The 18250-nt window shown below is 38.5% G+C and carries 14 protein-coding genes; 10 read left to right on the forward strand and 4 right to left on the reverse strand.

Translation table 11 applies throughout. The features are described 5' to 3' along the window. Positions 1-52: 52 nt before the first annotated feature. On the forward strand, positions 53-595 hold the full coding sequence (locus G7074_RS01745; RefSeq protein WP_166206442.1) for a PH domain-containing protein: 543 nt from the start codon (positions 53-55) through the stop codon (positions 593-595). Beyond that, on the forward strand, positions 595-2100 hold the full coding sequence (locus G7074_RS01750) for a PH domain-containing protein (protein ID WP_166206445.1): 1506 nt from the start codon (positions 595-597) through the stop codon (positions 2098-2100). Before G7074_RS01745 ends, G7074_RS01750 begins: the two co-directional genes overlap by 1 nt. Before the next feature lie 48 nt (positions 2101-2148). Here G7074_RS01750 and G7074_RS01755 read toward each other — a convergent pair whose 3' ends face one another. Beyond that, positions 2149-3033, reverse strand: coding sequence for an NAD(P)H-binding protein (locus tag G7074_RS01755; protein WP_166206448.1), 885 nt, complete (start codon positions 3031-3033; stop codon positions 2149-2151). A gap of 80 nt (positions 3034-3113) precedes the next feature. Between G7074_RS01755 and G7074_RS01760 the strand changes: the two genes are divergently transcribed. From G7074_RS01760 to G7074_RS01770, 3 genes are all read left to right on the forward strand, one after another. Beyond that, positions 3114-3467, forward strand: coding sequence for a helix-turn-helix domain-containing protein (locus tag G7074_RS01760; RefSeq protein ID WP_124561277.1), 354 nt, complete (start codon positions 3114-3116; stop codon positions 3465-3467). Between the two features lie 80 nt (positions 3468-3547). Continuing rightward, on the forward strand, positions 3548-4330 hold the full coding sequence (locus tag G7074_RS01765; protein WP_166206451.1) for a hypothetical protein: 783 nt from the start codon (positions 3548-3550) through the stop codon (positions 4328-4330). A 138-nt stretch (positions 4331-4468) separates the two neighbouring features. Further along, positions 4469-6769 carry an ATP-dependent helicase gene (locus G7074_RS01770; RefSeq protein ID WP_166212299.1) on the forward strand — a complete coding sequence of 767 codons (2301 nt, stop codon included), beginning with the start codon at positions 4469-4471 and terminating at the stop codon, positions 6767-6769. Positions 6770-6927: 158 nt separating this feature from the next. Here G7074_RS01770 and G7074_RS01775 read toward each other — a convergent pair whose 3' ends face one another. Next, positions 6928-7347 (reverse strand): hypothetical protein, encoded by a 420-nt coding sequence (locus G7074_RS01775; protein WP_124561279.1) that lies wholly within the window; start codon positions 7345-7347, stop codon positions 6928-6930. Between the two features lie 101 nt (positions 7348-7448). Here G7074_RS01775 and smc point away from each other — a divergent pair, with 101 nt between their 5' ends. The 4 genes from smc (at position 7449) to G7074_RS01795 (ending at position 15197) form a co-directional block, all read left to right on the forward strand. After that, positions 7449-10988: a chromosome segregation protein SMC gene (gene smc / locus G7074_RS01780; RefSeq protein WP_124561280.1), complete on the forward strand. Its 3540-nt coding sequence runs from the start codon at positions 7449-7451 to the stop codon at positions 10986-10988. 305 nt (positions 10989-11293) lie between these two features. Next, positions 11294-12244 (forward strand): M28 family peptidase, encoded by a 951-nt coding sequence (locus tag G7074_RS01785; RefSeq protein WP_124561281.1) that lies wholly within the window; start codon positions 11294-11296, stop codon positions 12242-12244. A 410-nt stretch (positions 12245-12654) separates the two neighbouring features. After that, positions 12655-13026: a BlaI/MecI/CopY family transcriptional regulator gene (locus G7074_RS01790; protein ID WP_124561283.1), complete on the forward strand. Its 372-nt coding sequence runs from the start codon at positions 12655-12657 to the stop codon at positions 13024-13026. A 368-nt stretch (positions 13027-13394) separates the two neighbouring features. After that, positions 13395-15197: a M56 family metallopeptidase gene (locus G7074_RS01795; RefSeq protein WP_240916540.1), complete on the forward strand. Its 1803-nt coding sequence runs from the start codon at positions 13395-13397 to the stop codon at positions 15195-15197. Here G7074_RS01795 and rsmG read toward each other — a convergent pair whose 3' ends face one another. Both rsmG and G7074_RS01805 read right to left on the reverse strand, forming a co-directional pair. After that, positions 15198-15833 carry a 16S rRNA (guanine(527)-N(7))-methyltransferase RsmG gene (rsmG, locus tag G7074_RS01800; RefSeq protein WP_166206457.1) on the reverse strand — a complete coding sequence of 212 codons (636 nt, stop codon included), beginning with the start codon at positions 15831-15833 and terminating at the stop codon, positions 15198-15200. 25 nt (positions 15834-15858) lie between these two features. Further along, positions 15859-17076, reverse strand: a complete 1218-nt coding sequence (locus G7074_RS01805) for a glycosyltransferase (protein ID WP_370526596.1) — start codon at positions 17074-17076, stop codon at positions 15859-15861. A 42-nt stretch (positions 17077-17118) separates the two neighbouring features. Here G7074_RS01805 and tgt point away from each other — a divergent pair, with 42 nt between their 5' ends. Beyond that, on the forward strand, positions 17119-18249 hold the full coding sequence (gene tgt, locus G7074_RS01810; protein ID WP_124561286.1) for a tRNA guanosine(34) transglycosylase Tgt: 1131 nt from the start codon (positions 17119-17121) through the stop codon (positions 18247-18249). Position 18250 lies beyond the last annotated feature (1 nt).

Raw genomic sequence — 18250 nt, forward strand, 5'->3', positions numbered from 1 at the left:
AACAATTAATGATTAGTCAGATAGCTGATTAAATTGTTTTATATCTTTAACAATGCCAACAGAAACATTTACCAATGAGGTGATCGATATCAATTCACTTCCGAAATATGAAGAAATAGAGCTCCAACATCCTCACTCCAATTACTGGAAAATTATTTGCATTAACCTTTCTATTTTCTTAAGCATCATTGGAATAGGTGCGGCTGTTTTATTGATTTTCATCAAGGAAATCAGCGCATACGCCTTCTTAATAATCGCTGTTTATGTGGCCCTTTTGGCTATACTATTCCTTCTTTACAGGATCAGCTTTAAGAAAAGAGGCTATGCAATCCGTACACACGATGTGATATACAAAAGCGGTATCATTGCAGAATCTACTACAATTGTACCTTTAAACAGGATTCAGCACATCGAGCTTAACGAAGGTATTTTATCCAGGGCTTTTCATTTGGGTTCTTTGCAGCTCTTTACTGCAGGCGGCCAAACAGGTCATATCCACATTTCGGGCATACCTATTGAAGAAGCCAAAAATATCAGAGACCTGCTACTGAAAAAACTGGATTTAATTGATAACCAAACCGTTGCCTCAGCATAATGAACAACGATTTTAGTAAACCCCAGCGACAATCGGCAGCCGGAATCGTAATCATGGCTGCGCACACCACCTTAAGCATTGGCCGGGCATTTATCTTCTTTATTATTTACGCTTTTGTAAAAATTCAAAGTGCATATTTAATTTATGTGCTATTGAGCCTGGCGGTAATGATTTTGGGGAGTTTCTTGTTTGCCTACTTATGGTATGTAAAATTCACTTTCTTTTTAGATAAAGAAAAACAGGAATTTGTGGTAAATAAAGGGATATTCAACCGCGACCAGGTAATTATCCAGCTCGATAAAATCCAGCAGGTTAACATCAATCAATCTATCCTGCAGAAAATTATAGGTGTTTACGGTTTAAAAATAGATACCGCTGGCGCTCATGGCGAAGAAGTAAGCATCAAAGCCATTGATGAAACCTCTGCATATAACCTCAAAGCACATTTACTCCATAAAAAAGTTGCTATTGAAAACCAACCGGAAACGGCCGAAGAGGCTCAAATTGTTGAGGAAACCCCGTTTTTAAGAATCAGCTCATGGACTTTATTTAAGGTTGGACTCACATCAAATTATGGCCAGAGCCTGGCACTGCTTGCCGCATTCTTTTACACTGTAATTTACGAAGGAAAGCAACTGCTGGATACTTTTAAAATTGATAAAAATGCAATAGAAAGTACCGTTACCGGCATGTTAACCATTGTAACCGCATTTATTTTAATTGGTGTATTGCTGGTTGTGTTGCTGATAATTAATATGGTTAGGACTTTTTATAAGTATTTTGAACTTCAAATCAGTCAGCATAAAGATGCCCTGCTCCTCTCATCAGGATTAATTGCGAAGAAAAACACACTGGTTAACCCAGCCAAGGTGCAGATTACCAAATACAGCCAAAACTATTTCCAGAAGAAGCTAAATATGCTGAATGTAAATTTAAAGCAGGCACATTTTGGCGAAAGTAAGAAAGGACATGAAATGCAGGGCAATACCATGGAAATTCCGGGCTGTAACCCTACCGAGCGCGATGAATTGCTACGTATGATATTGAGCAAGCTTCCAAAGCCAGGTAAAACCTTTATTCCCGACTGGCGTTTTTTAAATCTGCCTATTTTCTTTAAACTCGTTTTGCCTGTGATTATTTTTCTGATTATAGCTCTAAATGTTCCAGAGGTTAAGCCCTTTATAGCGGCAGCTGCTATTTATCTGGTTACAGGCATAGTAATGATTTATATCAGTTTTAAAAAGCACCGTATTTCGGTTAGCGATGAGTTTATTGTAAAAAAGAGTGGTATCTGGGATATTTCGCACGAAATTATAACACCTGCTAAAATACAAGCCATCACTACTTTTCAATATCCATGGCATAAAGGTGTAGATGTTGGCCATTTGTGCCTGCACACTGCTGCAGGTCAGATTCGCTTTAAATATGGTAACTATACCGAAATTAAACAACTGGTAAACTATTGGCTATACCAGGTAGAGCATCGGAATGAAAGCTGGATGTAAACAGGATAGCAGTTGCCCGGTTTTAAAACCAGGCAACTGAATCGTGCATTAGCTATTGTATGCTACAGCAAACTCAGCTGCAAAATCCTGAAGAGTAGCACCTCCTAAAACGGGTTTGTTCTTAAAATAATCTACAAAAAGTACATTGCTCCTGATGGCATCGCCCATTTCTACATAGTTTTTGGCAATTTCTTCCGGTAAGCCAGCTCCTGTCATTCCGTTAAAAGCATCTTCATCGCTAAATTCGATCCATGGTAACGCTGGTTTACTTACTGCAGTACCCAAAGCTTTAGCTACATCTGCTGGCGTACTTTCATCATCGCTGGCTACATACTGCACACTTTTTCCTGCAAAATCATCTTCAAATGCTTCGGCAGCTACCTTAGCAATGTGGCCTGGGTGCACTAATACCAATTTTGCATCGGCACCAAAGTTAGAACCTAAAATATTGGCATGTTTGACCATATCAACATTGGCCAGAAAATTAATATAGAAATAACCTGCACGCAAATGCTTTACGGCTACTCCATCCAGTTGGGCAAAAGTTTTTTCTACTTCATGCAATCCGGCAATTGGCCCTGTTCCATCTGGCAAATCAGCACCTACGCTGCTTAGATTCACTACCTTCTTAACACCCGATTGCTGAATGGCTACAGCATAGTTTTTACCAATTTCGCTAATATAAGCCTTAAAATTAGGCACCGAAAAATCGGGAGGTACCATAGTGTAAACAGCATCTGCACCCGTAAAGGCTGCTGTTAAAAATGCAGTATCGGCTACGCTGCCAATTAACGGGATAGCGCCCATTGCTTTAATGGCTTCAGCCCTATCGGGATTGCTGCTGATAATTTTTACTTCGTAACCTTTGGCAACCAAAGTTTCGGCAATTGGCTTGGTAATATTTCCTAAAGATCCTGTTAATGTTATTTTCATGATATTTTGTTTTTAAATTATGAATACAAAGTTATATTTGCACTTACTTTTATACAAGTACTTACCCCAAAGTATGTAACATGACAGCGATTAAAGAGAGTTCGACCAGGAATTTTAACAAGGGCGTGGCACTAACCAGCTGCCCGGTAACCTTTGTAATGGAAAAAATTGGTGGTTACTGGAAACCGATTATTATTTACCATTTAATGAGTGGTCCCAAGCGCTACAGCGAATTGAAACGGGCCATCCCGCAGATTACCGAAAAAATGCTGATCCAACATTTAAAGCAGTTACAGACCGATGATATTGTATACAGGGACGCACAAGCCGTTGTTCCGCCTGTTGTTACCTACAGCCTTACCAAACCTGGCGAGGATCTTTTCGCCGTGCTCGACTCAATGGTAGATTGGGCAGTTAAAAATGGTTCTGTTTAATCTTGGTATGCGGATAGGTCTTAGCTATTTATTTAGGATAAAAAATTATCTATATTAGTTTTGGAAATTAATGCTCAAAAATGCTTAAAGAAGAAAAAATTAATGCCCTGGCACAAATGTTCAGAAGCGAAGCTTACGAATTTGAAATAGAAAATTTCATCAAAGCAAACGCCAAGGATGATGATGACGCTAAGGATATAACCGAAAAAGCAAAAGAAATTGTTCTACAGGAAAAATTAAAACATCTACCCAAAAGAAATTTAATGATTTTCTCTGCCTGGACAATAGGTGTAATAATCTCTTTTTATCTCTTCTATTCCATTATTCCTTATCAAGATGTTATAGGTTACACCACTTTACTATCTATCATTGGGGCTCTTGTTGTTTGCTTTTTTATTTTACACGCATATGCATATTATGGAACCTGGACGGTTGATTTTCTAAAAGTATTAGACAAGCCAAACATCCAATACAGCTTTGCCATTATTTTTCTAATCCCCTGCTTTATTTTGGCTTTTCTATTCTCTGAAAAATTCGATTATGCCGAAAATGAACTCTTACAGTCATCAAAGATACAAACAATAGGTACTGTAATTTCTGGTAATTCAACCGAGTATAAAAGAGTGCTCCATGGTGGAACTGGAATGAAAACAAATAAAGTAAATGTAAAATTTGTAACCAAAGAGGGAAAGGAATTTATAATTACAAAGGAAATCGATGGTTACAATTATTCCAGAAAATTTTATAAAGGCTTGGAAGTAGATGTTATATATTCAAAAAACAATCCCAAAAACATGCAATTAATTAATTTGGAGAGCCTACCGGAGCTTCCTGTCGATTTTGACAATATATATCCACATTAAATCACACAAAAGAATAAGCAAACATGCTTACAATATTTTGATTTGGCTTTTCAAAAAAAATCAGGTTCTATTTCTCCACAATCTCATTAAAAAACCAGGGAATTCTTATTTTTGAACCTCAAAAAAATAGGAGCCGAATTGGATTATTTAGAAGGATTAAACCCGCAGCAAAGAGCTGCAGTAGAGAATACAAAAGGACCAGTAATGATTGTTGCAGGTGCCGGATCTGGTAAAACCCGCGTAATTACGTTCCGCGTGGCCCACCTCATCCAAACCGGTACCGATCCGTTTAATATATTGGTATTAACCTTTACCAACAAAGCCAGTAAAGATATGCGCGAGCGTATCGGTAAAGTTGTTGGTGCCGAGGCAAAAAACATCTGGATGGGAACCTTCCACTCCGTGTTTGCCAAAATTTTACGTGTTGAAGCCGAAAAAATCGGTTATCCGAACAATTTTACCATTTACGATACCGACGATAGTAAAAGCGTACTTAGGGCCATTTTGAAAGAAATGCAGCTCGATGATAAATTATATGCTGCCAATTTTGTTTTTAGCCGTATTTCTTCTGCTAAAAATAACCTGATCTCCTGGGGCGAATACCAGGCTAACGATCAGATCCAGGCCGAAGATATCCAGAATAAACGCCCTTTAATTGGCCAGATATACGAAACCTATGCCAAACGTTGTTTCAGGGCTGGCGCAATGGATTTCGACGATTTATTGTTCAAAACCAATATCCTACTTAAAGAACACCCGGATGTGCTGAATAAATACCAACAAAAATTCAGGTACCTAATGGTGGATGAGTACCAGGATACCAACTTTTCGCAGTATACCATTGTGAAAAAGCTGGCTGCTGCTTATCAGAATATCTGCGTTGTGGGCGATGATGCACAGAGTATCTACGCTTTCCGTGGGGCAAATATCCAGAACATCTTAAATTTCGAACGCGATTATCCAGATTTAAAAGTATATAAGTTAGAGCAAAATTACCGCTCTACCCAAAATATTGTTGATGCAGCAAGCAGTATCATTGCCAACAACAAAAACCAGCTCGAAAAAAATGTCTTTTCTGACAATGAACCTGGCGAACGCATTAAAGTTTCTCGTGCTTTTACCGACAATGAAGAAGGTAAATTGGTTGCCGAAGCCATTATCCAGGAACGGACCAGTAAAGGACTTCAGCATAGTGATTTTGCCATTTTATACCGTACCAATGCCCAAAGCAGGGCCATGGAGGAGGGTTTGCGTAAATTAAACATCCCTTATAAAATATTTGGTGGTCAATCTTTCTACCAGCGCAAAGAGATTAAAGATTTAATTGCCTACTTCCGCTTAACTTTTAATCCGAAGGATGAAGAGGCCATAAAAAGGGTAATTAACTACCCTAAACGCGGTATTGGCGATACCTCTGTAGATAAAATCATTGTAGCTGCCGATCAGCATGGCAAAACCATGTGGGAAGTTATTGCTAATGCCCACATGTATGTAGATGGCCGTTTAGCTAACCAGCTGAACGATTTTGCTACGATGGTGCAAAGCTTCCAGGCCGAAGCCAAAAAGCTGGATGCTTACGATGCAGCTTTATTTATTGCGCAACATGCCGGTATTTTAAAAGAATTATATACCGACGATAGCGTGGAAGGCCGTAGCCGTTACGAAAACATCCAGGAATTGTTAAATGGTATTAAGGAATTCGCTGAACGGGAAGATATCGAGGAAAAAGGCCTTGAAGTTTTTATGCAGGATGTTGCCCTTTTAACAAACGATGACAAAGATGGTGATAAAAACAAGGATAGCGTTTCCTTAATGACCATTCACTCGGCAAAAGGTTTGGAGTTTAAGAACGTATTTATAGTGGGATTGGAAGAAAATCTTTTCCCTTCTCAAATGTCGCTCACCAACCGTACCGATTTAGAAGAGGAACGTCGTTTGTTTTATGTGGCCATTACCCGGGCCGAGGTAAAATTAACCTTAACCTATGCTACTTCGCGTTACCGTTGGGGAACTTTAACCAACTGCGAGCCAAGTCGTTTCATCAACGAAATTAATCCGAAGTTTCTGGAATTGGATGTTAAACCAGCCAGATCTAACTCAATTGAAGGCAGTTTTGATGATGAACGCAAAACCTGGACTTCGCAGCCACGCGATTTCTTCAGTAATCCTAAACCTGCTGGAACAACAACTTCTACCCCACCCGTACGCCCCAAAACCACCACTTTACTGGCTAAAGCCCATGTACCCACAGCTGGTTTTGCACCTTCGCAACCGCACGAATTTCAGGGCGGCATGGAAGTGGAACATGAAAAATTCGGTTTTGGAAAGATAATCAGTTTAGAAGGGTCACTACCTGATGTTAAGGCAACGGTATTTTTTCAAGGGTTGGGTAATAAGCAATTGCTACTCAAATTTGCAAAACTGATGATTGTGAAGTAGTTTTCTATAAATTGTCACCCTGAGCCTGTCGAAGGGCTTACCTCAACACTTTTGGAGGCGTTTCGACAGGTTCAACGTGACAACTAAAGTTTAGATGCGCTTTTTGTTACCAATATAAGGATGCGAATTGTTAAGAAAATAATTTAAATCCATTCCCTCTACCATCCAGATCTATCTTCCAAAAATTCGCCGCTTTTGAGCTGCACCAGCTGCCCGTTTACCAAAGATTTAGCCCGAATATTCCATTCATCTGCAACCTCCGTAACTTCTACCATACTACCAAAAGGAAAATCATCACCCTTGTTGTCAACAGTAATTTTTACCTTTTCCCCTACTTTGGGCTCTTTAAAGAACAACTGGTTACCAACAATGCTTAACCCATTAATTTTTTCAAGATCAGATATAAGGTATTTTCGGTAAGGCGACTGCGAATTTTGCGAAACCAGCACAAATGACTGCATTTCCTTTTCGTACTGAACCTGCATTTTATAAAAAAACTTTCCCCTGATTTTATCTCCAAGATAAATTTTATCACCTTGTGCCGTACGATAGCCTGTATAAAAAGATTCTATATCCATAAATTGATTCCAACATCAAATATGGCTTATTTTTTTAAATTGTTAACCCGAAAGCCCAAAATTATCCTTAATATTGGGGTCGGTTTTTCCCGAATACAACCATGCAGCTTACTAAGTTAGAAATCAAAGGTTTTAAGAGCTTTGGCGATAAAGTAACCATCAACTTTAATGAGGGTGTTACGGCTATTGTGGGACCTAATGGTTGCGGAAAATCGAACGTAATTGATGCCATGCGCTGGGTTTTGGGCGAACAAAGTACCAAAGCACTCCGCTCGGAGAAAATGGAGAACATTATTTTCAATGGTACCAAAAACCGGAAACAGGCCCAGCTTGCCGAAGTTTCGCTCAGTTTCGATAACACCAAAAATATTCTGCCTACAGCCTATTCGCAGGTTACCGTAACCCGTAAACTGTATCGGAACGGCGATAGTGAATACCGTTTAAACGATGTGCAATGCCGGTTAAAAGATATTACCGACCTTTTTCTGGATACAGGAATTGGCTCGGACAGTTACTCGATTATTGAGCTTAAAATGGTGGATGAAATTATCACCAACAAAGAGCACAGCCGCAGGTCGCTGTTCGAGGAAGCATCGGGTATTTCAAAATACAAGTTACGCAAAAGACAGACCTTCAATAAGTTAAAAGATACTGAAACCGATTTAGAACGGGTAGAAGATTTACTTTTCGAAATTGAAAAGAACCTGAAAACACTCGAAAATCAGGCACGTAAAGCAGAACGTTATTATAAGCTAAAAGAACAATACCGCGAGTTGAGTGTACAGCTGGCCACCCACCGTATTGCCTTTTTTCGTACCGATTTAGCTGCACTCGAAACCCAGGAGCAGCAGCAACTACTAAACCGAACCGAGCTAAGCACCAAAATCGATACCGGCGAGGCTGATTTACAAAAACTTAAAGTTGGTAGCATCAGTCAGGAGAAAAACCTTTCGGTACAACAAAAAGCCACCAATGAGTTTGTTTCTAAAATACGCGCTTACGAGAGCGAGAAAAAAGTAAAAAATGAGCAGATGCGTTTTTTACAGGAAAAAGAAACACGTTTATCGGGCGAACTAGAAAAAGATAAAAACCAGGTTAACCACATTAAATACAACATTAAGCGCCTAAATGAGGAAATTTTAACCGAAACCGAAGTTTTTAACAAGCTGGAATCGGACTTAAAGATCTTGAAATCTACTTTGGATACACTCCGTGAGCAACAGCAAACCGAGAAAAACCGGATCGATAATCTCTTAAAATCGCTTAATGAACTGCAAAGTACTATCTATCAATCGCAAAAGGAAATAGATATCTTTAACATCCAGAAAGATGCATTGGTGCAGGAAACCAACCGAAATGTTGATGATACCGAGACCAAAACCCTGGAATTAAAAGCTTTCGACCATGCTTTGGCTGAACTTGATATACAGGTGAGAGAGAAACAGGCTAACATTAAAAACCTAACCGAAGCAGAAGAAGTATTGAAGGAACAGCTTGTTACTTCAGAAACAAACCTGAGTTCAAATAAAGAAAAACTTACTGCAGAAAACCGGAAAAAAGACGCCAAACAGAACGAGTACAACCTCACTAAATCGCTGGTTGATAGCCTGGAAGGTTTCCCAGAATCGATCCGCTTTTTAAAGAAAAATACATCTTTTGCCAAAACGGCTCTCCTTTTATCGGATATTTTATTCTGTAACGAAGATTACCGCATTGCGATAGAAAACTACCTCGAACCGGTAATGAACCATTATGTGGTTGATAAGTATGCAGATGCCGTTCAGGCCATTAACCTGCTTACAGATGCTAGCCGTGGCCGTGCCAATTTCTTTATTTTAGAAAACATACCCGATAAAAACCCTAACCTGGCCGAACATGAAGGTTTAGTATCGGCTTTATCGGTTACCGAAGTAGATAAAAAATACCAGCACCTTTGCACTTTGCTGTTGCAAAATGTTTATATCGCTGTTAACGAACAAGAAAACCGTTTTAAAACAACACCCGGCGACACCTTAACTGTACTGGCCAAAAACGGAAAATATGCGCAAACCAAATTTACGCTGGCAGGTGGCTCGGTGGGCCTATTTGAAGGTAAAAGGATTGGCCGGGCCAAGAATTTAGAAAATTTAGCCAAAGAAATTAAAGCATCAGAATCGCTGATTAACAAATATAACGAAGCAATTAAGGTAGAAACCGATCAGATTTTCAATTTAAAAGAAGCTTCAAAAATCAACCAAATCAATGCTTTGCAGCAGGAAATGAACCGTTTAAATAACGAACATATTTCTGTGCAAACACGCCGAGATCAATACCAGGAGTTTATTACTACCAGCGAAAACCGTAAAACAGATATCGCACAGAAAATTGTATCGATAGAAAAATCGCTTTCAGAAAAACTGCCGGCATTAGTAGAACTACAGAAAAAGCAACAGCAGGACCACATTAACCTACAGGAGCAGCAACTTAACTATCAGGAGATTGCTGATCTGGTAAACGATAACGCAGGTAAATACAACCAGGATAACATCCGTTTTCACCAGCAACAAAATAAGTTATCGGGTTTAGAAAAAGACCTCGATTATCGCTTTGTACAGGAAGAAGCGCTAAACAAACGTATTGCCCAAAACGATAAAGAACTGCAGGAAGCGCTTACCCAAATTACAGCTACGCTACAACACACCGACCTGAACGACGATACCCTTTTAGAGATGTATCAGCAGCGTGAAGAAATGGAAAAGGGTCTTGCCGAAGCTGAAAAAGAGTATTTCGAAATCAAAGGCAGTATAAACGAAGTTGAGAACAATTTAATCAACATCCGCAAAAACCGCGAAGAAACCGATTTTCTCTTAACCGAAATCAAGGATAAAAAGAATGCGTTAAAAATCGACCTGAATGCTTTAAAAGAGCGTTTGGCAGTAGAGTTTAACATCGATATTAACGATCTTTTAGAGACTGAAACAGCTATTGAAGCGCTTGAAAGTGAATTTGAAATCCGCCAGAAGGTAGAAAAAATGAAACGCCAGCTGGATGAATTTGGTGCCATTAACTCAATGGCCATGGAGGCCTTCAAAGAAATGGAAGAACGTTATACTTTTATCCAAACCCAGAAAAAAGACCTCAATGCTGCCAAAACCGATCTTTTACAAACCATAAAAGAGATCGATGATACAGCAAAAGATAAATTTATGCAGGCCTTTACGCAAGCCCGCGAGCATTTCATTGTGGTTTTCCGCTCTTTGTTTAACGATGAAGACAGCTGCGACCTGATTTTGTCAGATATTCATAACCCACTGGAAGCAGATATTGATATTGTAGCCCGTCCAAAAGGCAAAAGACCGCTATCTATCAACCAGTTATCGGGTGGCGAAAAAACCTTAACCGCAACAGCCTTATTGTTTTCGCTTTACCTGTTAAAGCCTGCCCCATTCTGTATTTTCGACGAGGTTGATGCCCCGTTGGATGATACTAACATCGATAAATTCAACAATATTATCCGCAAATTCTCTGATCAATCGCAGTTTATCATTGTATCTCATAATAAACGTACCATTGCCAGTACCGATATTATTTATGGCGTTACCATGGTCGAACAAGGCGTTTCGAGGGTTGTAGCAGTCGATTTGAGGGAAGTTGCAGCTTAGCCTCAACTTTTCGTCATTGCAAGAAGGCTTTTTTGCCGACAACCTGCCCTGATTTTCGGGAAAGCAATCTTTTTAGCATTTTTCCATTTTGAAAATGAAAAAGACAGCCTTTGGCAGCCTTCAGTCCTACTGTACACTATAGCCTCGCGAAAAGCTCGGCCTGCCTTTGCCATCAGGTTTATAAACGCAATACAGTGCTTTTAACAACGTTTTCCTTTCTATACGCCAATAATTAATATCTTTAGAAAAATTTAAACAATACGTCGTTGTGAGGCAAAAAGCAATGACAGCAACACTTATTATTCATGAAAATCCTCTATATTATTCCCTTAGCCATGATGCTAAGCTGCTGTTCATCAGTAAAGAACCAAAGTACAGCCAGTAACGAAAAGCTCGATACCCAATTGTTAAAAGATGTTGAAGTGCTTTCATCGGATGCATATCAGGGCCGGAAAACAGGTACCAAAGGTGCAGAAATGGCCAGGGCATATATTATAGCACGATTTCAGAAATTGGGCCTAAAATCTTATCCGCAACACGTAAATTACGCCCAGGAATTTACATTTAACAGCAGAAACAGCACCAAAGTAAATGGCACTAACATTATTGGTTACATTCCCGGAAAAGGTAACAATGTTATTGTAGTTTCGGCACATTACGACCATTTGGGCGTGGTTAAAGATGAGGTTTTCAATGGTGCCGATGATAATGCATCGGGTACCGCCGGATTACTAAAAATTGCAGCCTACTATGCCAAAAACAAACCCAATAACACCATCATTTTCGCAGCTTTTGATGCTGAAGAAATGGGTTTACAAGGCGCAAAAGCCTTTGTAGCCAATCCCCCTATTCCAATTAGTACCATTGCCATTAACCTGAATATGGATATGATTAGTCATAGTGATAAAGGCGAATTGTACGTATGTGGTACTTTTAAATATCCCGATCTAAAGCAATATATCGATACCACCCGAACCAATATCAAAGTGAGCCTAGGACACGATAACCCTAAACAAGGCCACGACGATTGGACTAACCAGAGCGATCAAGGTGCATTTAATGCTAAAAATATCCCCTTTCTGTATTTTGGTGTAGAAGACCATAAAGATTACCACAAAGCTACTGACGAGTATAGCACCATTACACCTGCATTTTTTAGTAAAGCAGCTGGTGTAGTTTTGGATGTAGTAAAACGTATTGATGCGCAAACCGGATTACAACAACTGTTAAAGGATAAAATAATCATGAAAAATTAACTTTACTGTTAATCATTCTGCAAGCATTCAATCACCTATGAAAACTAAAAAGCCCATAATAGTCGCAATTACAGCAGTGTTTTTTCCAATAATTATCTTTATATCTTATCAAATAGTTAAGAATATGAATGCTGATAATTTTTATTTATCCCTACTTGGTATTGCATGCACTTTAGGTGCTTTTATATTAACGATTTTTAGCTTTATACCAAAAGCCAAAAAGTTATAGTGATTGCATACAAACGAAATACAAACCTGCCCCTAAAAGGCAGGTTTTTTTATGGCTTACTATTTTGAGTTAAAAATTATTAAACTGATAATCAACACATTAAAACAAATACTATAAAAATAGTTTGCAAACTAGTTTTATAGTATTAACTTCATTCAACCGAACTATAAAAATAGTTGCTATGATAAAAGAACTCACAAAAGCAGAAGAACAGATTATGCTCATCCTTTGGGAAATGGGCGAAGCCCTGGTAAAAGATGTAATCGAAAAGATGAACGAACCGAAACCCGCTTACAATACAGTTTCAACAGTGATCAGGGTTTTAGAAACCAAAGGTTTTGTAGATCATAAAGCGATTGGCAATACCTACATCTACTTCCCTATTATAAAAGAAACTGATTATAAACGGTTTGCACTAAATAAAGTGATGAATAATTACTTCGAAAACTCTTACGAAAGCCTGGTTTCATTTCTGGTTAAAGAAAAGAGTATGAGCACCGAAGAACTTGATGAAATTATCCAATTGGCAGAAAAACTTAAAAATAACAAGTGATGAGCTGGCTATATTATTTACTCGAAGCCAATCTGTACTTCGTAATATTTTATGGGTTTTACAGATTGTTCCTATACCATGATACTTTTTATGGTTTAAATAGAAGTTATTTAATTTTTGGCTCAATCCTGGCTTTCCTTCTTCCATTTTTTCAGCTGGGTTTCTTAAAAGCACCTGTAATCGAACAAATTACGGCAGCATCCACTACGGAAACGGTTGTTAGCCAGGTGGTAATGACAGAAAACATGCCACTCGAAACCTATCAGCCAAGTATCTTCACTATCGATAACGCGATTATCGCAATTTATAGTCTGGTAACCATTGCATTTCTGTTTAAAATGCTCTTCAACTTATCCAAAATTATCAGCATGCGCAAATTACCATCTGTTAAATTGGATAATGGAGTCAAACTAATTGATTTAAAGGATTCTAAAATAGCTTTTTCATTCTTCAACCTCCTCTTTTTAGATCCGCAATTGGCAGAAAAAAACACCATACTCAAACACGAGCTGGTCCACATTAAACAAAAACATAGTCTGGATGTGCTGTTATTTGAAATCATCCAAATTATCAATTGGTTTAACCCAATCGTTTATCTCGTTAAAAAAGACATTAAGTTAATTCACGAGTATCTGGCCGATGAAGAAACCACTAAGTGCGATGTAGAAAAATATCATTATGCGATGTTTTTGATCCAAAATTCAACTGGTATCCAAAACCTAACCTTAACTAACCAAATATTCAATTCATCAATATTAAAAAAGAGAATTAGCATGCTAAATCAAAAGAAATCGGCACGTTGGGCAAGGCTCAAACTGCTAGTTGTACTGCCCATTACTGCAGGAATATTATGCATTTCTACGATGGCTTTTACCAAAGATTATGGATTTGTGGACTTGCTACCTGAGAAAGCAAGTGTACAATTGCCACCTCAACAAGAAAAGCCTAACATTGGAGTAAAACGTATTCCGCCCCCGCCCGCCATTAGTAAAACGTATTTTCCACCTTATAAAAGAGATGGTAAAAACAATTATGTTTCTTTAGAAAAAAGGCTCATAGTTATTAATGGAAAGGAAATTGCAGATAAAAACAAATTTTATGGTGCTGCAGACGCTACTGAGATCAATTTTTTAAAGACAGCAGAGGCAACTGAAAAATATGGCAAAACTAAAGGACAATTTGGTGCAATAGAGATTATAGGAAAAAATATAGTTTTCACTTTACAACCTCCCATCTTAAAAAAAGATCGAATTAAGTTCCCTCCACCTATAGCAGTACCAGATAATCAAACTTTTTTCTATCCAAAAAATGAGTACAGCATAAAAAACCAAAAAGCGGCTATAATAGATCAAAGATATATCGTAATTAACGGAAAGCCAGTAACAGACAATAGCACTTTTTACGGTGTTATCAATACGAATTCGATAAAATACCTCAATCAATCAGCTGCAACAAAGAAATATGGGCAAGAAAAGGGCAAAAATGGAGCAGTAGAAATTACAGGAGAAAATATAAAATACTTAACTAAGGTTTCGCCACCTCCACTTCCGCTTGAAAAAGATAAAACCGAAAATAGAAAAATAAAGGCGCTAACCACAAAAGGTGATAAAGATGCATTAGAAACCAAAACCGTACAAGGCTATCTTATTGAAAACAACGAAAAGAAAAAACTACAGGAAGTAACTGTAAAAGCTTACAAAGATGCTTTAGCAAGCAGAACAGTTCAGGGCTACCCAATCCAAACCAAAGAAGTAGCGACAAGTATCAAAGCGACTCCACAGTTCAATAAAAACTTAAAGGAGGTTTATATTAAAGCTTACGATAAAGCATCGGAAGTGAAATCGGATAGCGAAGTAAAAGAAATTAAAACAAAAGAGAATAATTTAACCACCACAGGGCAACAAAATAAGGCAATAGCTGTAGAGACAATATATCAGGATAATTTGGACAAAAGTAAGAATGAAAAGCTATTGGTTAATATACCAGAAGGCGCGACTGCAGAGCTAACCGTTTTAAACACATCATTGAATAAAGCCATATTTAGAACCTCAGATTACCAAAATAACTGGAATGCCAAAGATGTTCCCAGTGGAAATTACTCATATACTTTCCTCTTCAGAAAGGAAGGAAAGTTAGTTGGAGGTAAAAATGGCTATGTTAGAATAAAATAACTACTGCGATACGTAAACCACGTATTTCGTTTCAAAGAAATCTTCCTCAAAATAAGCTGAAAGCGGATACAATTCTGCTTTCAGTTTCGATTCTTTAATCTCTTCAGCCAAATCGCCCCCTTTCAGGTACAAGATGCCGTTTGGAATTGCATTAACCGATTCTTTTTTAAACTTGCCTTGTATCCAGGGATAAAATTCGCCTAAACGGGTAACCGCCCTCGAAACCACGAAATTAAACTTTTCTTTCACCTGTTCGGCTCTTAAATGATCGGCACACAGGTTTTCCAGGCCCAATGCTGCTGCTACTTCTTTAACTACCTTAATTTTTTTACCTATCGAATCGACCAGATAAAATTGGGTTTCAGGGAATAAAATAGCCAGGGGAATACCCGGGAAACCGCCTCCTGTACCTACGTCCAGTACCGATTCGCCAGCTTTAAAAGTGCAAATTTTGGCTATGCCCAATGAGTGGAGCACATGGCGCTCGTACAATTCTTCAATATCTTTTCGCGAAATTACATTGATCTGTGCATTCCAAAAACTATATAAATCAAACAATTGCGAAAATTGCGCTAACTGTTTTGCTGTTAGATCAGGAAAATATTTTAAAATGATTTCTGGCTTTACATCAGACATATTGCAATTACTAAAGGATTATGAACTATTTCCAATTTACTTTTTTCTTCCCGAACATGGATAAAAACCCATTCAGGATTAAAAACAGAAACAAAAGTATATCTAAAATCGGGAACCACCAACGCAAATCGCCATAGTTTAACCGTTTAAGTAGTTTTGGATAAATAAAACACCTGATGACGATGCTTAACACAAAAATACCTGCGGCTACATATTGTGCTTCACGACTTAAAAACATGCAAGCCGCAAAAAAAGCATAAAACAAAAACTGGAATACGATCTGAACGGTTAAAATAAACTTGTGCTTCGGTTTATAGAGCTTTCCGGCACCGAAATGGCGTTTCTTTTGACGAAGGTAACCTGCCCAGGTTTTATTTGGTTCGCTCCAAACATGGCTATCGGAATGCAAACGCACCTCCGTATTATAAGCATTGGCATGTGCGTTTACAAACAAATCATCGTCGCCCGATGGAATGTGCATATGCGCCGCAAAGCCTTTATGCTTAAAAAAAAGGGATTTTTTATACGCCATATTACGCCCAACGCCCATATACGGCATCCCCTTAATGGCGAAAGACAGGTAATTAACTGCCGTAAAAAAGGTTTCGAAACGAATCAGCGCATTTAAAAGGCTTCTCCTTTTCATATAAGGCGAATAGCCCAGTACAATTTCCGTTTGTTCATCAGCAGGCTGCTGCATGTCCATTAACCAATGGTTCGATGCCGGGATGCAATCCGCATCAGTAAACACCAACCAATCGTATTTGGCTGCTTTTATTCCCATGGTAACGGCAAATTTCTTACCGGCAATAAACTTATCGTTATCTAAAATCTTAACTATTTTAAGGTTACGGTGCTTCTTTTCAAAAGCTTCTAAAAACTCTTCTGTACCATCCCAAGAACGATCGTTAACCACAACCACTTCAAATTCAGGGTAATCCTGACTCAATAAAGCAGGTAGATATTGCTCTAGGTTTACAATTTCGTTTCTGGCACAAACAATTACACTAATAGGTTTTCTGGCCGATAAAGGTACTTCTTCTATACTTACCCGGGCCAGCTTTAAATGAACAAAGAGCACGTAATAAAGCTGAACTAAAAGGCAGAAGCCCAGTATGGAGAGCAGAATAATTTCAAGCGGAGTTAATATCACGATGGTAAAATAAATAGGCGCAAATTTCTCATTTTTAATCTGTAAAACACTTTTATGTTGATAAAAAATTAAACAAAAATATGCCCTCAATTTTTGCTATTTTTGGCAGATTTTTGACGAGAAAAATACATTATGAAATTTAGTTTACAGGCTAACGATCCACTATCCAAAGCCAGGGCCGGAACAGTAACAACTGCCCATGGCGAAATACAAACCCCTATTTTTATGCCTGTGGGCACCGCCGGAACGGTTAAAGCCGTACACCAGCGCGAACTTAAAGATGATATTGACGCAAAAATCATTCTTGGAAATACCTACCACCTATACTTAAGACCAGGACTTGATATTTTGGAAAAAGCAGGCGGTTTACATAAATTTATTGGCTGGGACCGTCCGATTTTAACCGATAGCGGTGGCTATCAGGTGTATTCTTTAAGTAAAGTACGTAAAATTAAAGAAGAAGGTGTTACTTTCCATTCGCATATTGATGGTTCGAAACACCTTTTTACGCCCGAGTATGCCATGGATATCCAGCGCACCATTGGTGCCGACATCATTATGGCCTTTGATGAGTGTACTCCATATCCATGCGATTACACTTACGCCGCAAACTCTATAAAAATGACGCACCGCTGGTTAGAGCGCTGCTGTACTCATTTTGATAATACCCAACCTAAATACGGCTTTGATCAAACACTTTTCCCTATTGTTCAGGGCTCGGTATATAAAGATTTAAGGATTAAATCGGCCGAATTTATTGCCAGTATGAACCGAGAGGGCAATGCCATAGGGGGGTTATCGGTAGGCGAGCCTGCAGAAGAAATGTACGCCATGACAGAAGTGGTTTGCAATATATTACCAGCCGAGAAACCACGTTATTTAATGGGCGTTGGCACTCCGATTAACATATTAGAGAACATTGCTCTGGGAATAGATATGTTTGATTGCGTAATGCCAACCAGAAATGCAAGAAATGGCATGCTTTTTACCAGAAATGGAATAATCAACATCAGGAACAAAAAATGGGAGAACGATTTTTCTCCTCTTGATGCGGAAAGCGATCTGCATGCCGATCAGGTAACTACCAAAGCTTATTTAAGGCACCTGGTACACAGTAATGAAATGTTGGGCGCACAGATTGCAACCTTACATAACCTGCATTTCTATCTTTGGTTGGTAAAACAGGCCAGAGAGAAGATTATTGCAGGCGAATTCTACGAGTGGAAAAACAAAATGGTTAAAATATTAGGCAATAAGCTATAAA

This window comes from Pedobacter sp. HDW13, assembly GCF_011303555.1.
In the GTDB taxonomy this organism is placed as follows: Bacteria; Bacteroidota; Bacteroidia; order Sphingobacteriales; family Sphingobacteriaceae; genus Pedobacter.

What these genes read in the sequence shown, in the direction of transcription:
- G7074_RS01745 (WP_166206442.1), top strand. Translation starts at nt 53, where the DNA reads ATGCCAACAGAAACATTTACCAATGAGGTGATCGATATCAATTCACTT.
- G7074_RS01750 (WP_166206445.1), top strand. Translation starts at nt 595, where the DNA reads ATGAACAACGATTTTAGTAAACCCCAGCGACAATCGGCAGCCGGAATC.
- G7074_RS01755 (WP_166206448.1), bottom strand. Translation starts at nt 3,033, where the DNA reads ATGAAAATAACATTAACAGGATCTTTAGGAAATATTACCAAGCCAATT.
- G7074_RS01760 (WP_124561277.1), top strand. Translation starts at nt 3,114, where the DNA reads ATGACAGCGATTAAAGAGAGTTCGACCAGGAATTTTAACAAGGGCGTG.
- G7074_RS01765 (WP_166206451.1), top strand. Translation starts at nt 3,548, where the DNA reads ATGCTTAAAGAAGAAAAAATTAATGCCCTGGCACAAATGTTCAGAAGC.
- G7074_RS01775 (WP_124561279.1), bottom strand. Translation starts at nt 7,347, where the DNA reads ATGGATATAGAATCTTTTTATACAGGCTATCGTACGGCACAAGGTGAT.
- smc (WP_124561280.1), top strand. Translation starts at nt 7,449, where the DNA reads ATGCAGCTTACTAAGTTAGAAATCAAAGGTTTTAAGAGCTTTGGCGAT.
- G7074_RS01785 (WP_124561281.1), top strand. Translation starts at nt 11,294, where the DNA reads ATGAAAATCCTCTATATTATTCCCTTAGCCATGATGCTAAGCTGCTGT.
- G7074_RS01790 (WP_124561283.1), top strand. Translation starts at nt 12,655, where the DNA reads ATGATAAAAGAACTCACAAAAGCAGAAGAACAGATTATGCTCATCCTT.
- G7074_RS01795 (WP_240916540.1), top strand. Translation starts at nt 13,395, where the DNA reads ATGCGCAAATTACCATCTGTTAAATTGGATAATGGAGTCAAACTAATT.
- rsmG (WP_166206457.1), bottom strand. Translation starts at nt 15,833, where the DNA reads ATGTCTGATGTAAAGCCAGAAATCATTTTAAAATATTTTCCTGATCTA.
- tgt (WP_124561286.1), top strand. Translation starts at nt 17,119, where the DNA reads ATGAAATTTAGTTTACAGGCTAACGATCCACTATCCAAAGCCAGGGCC.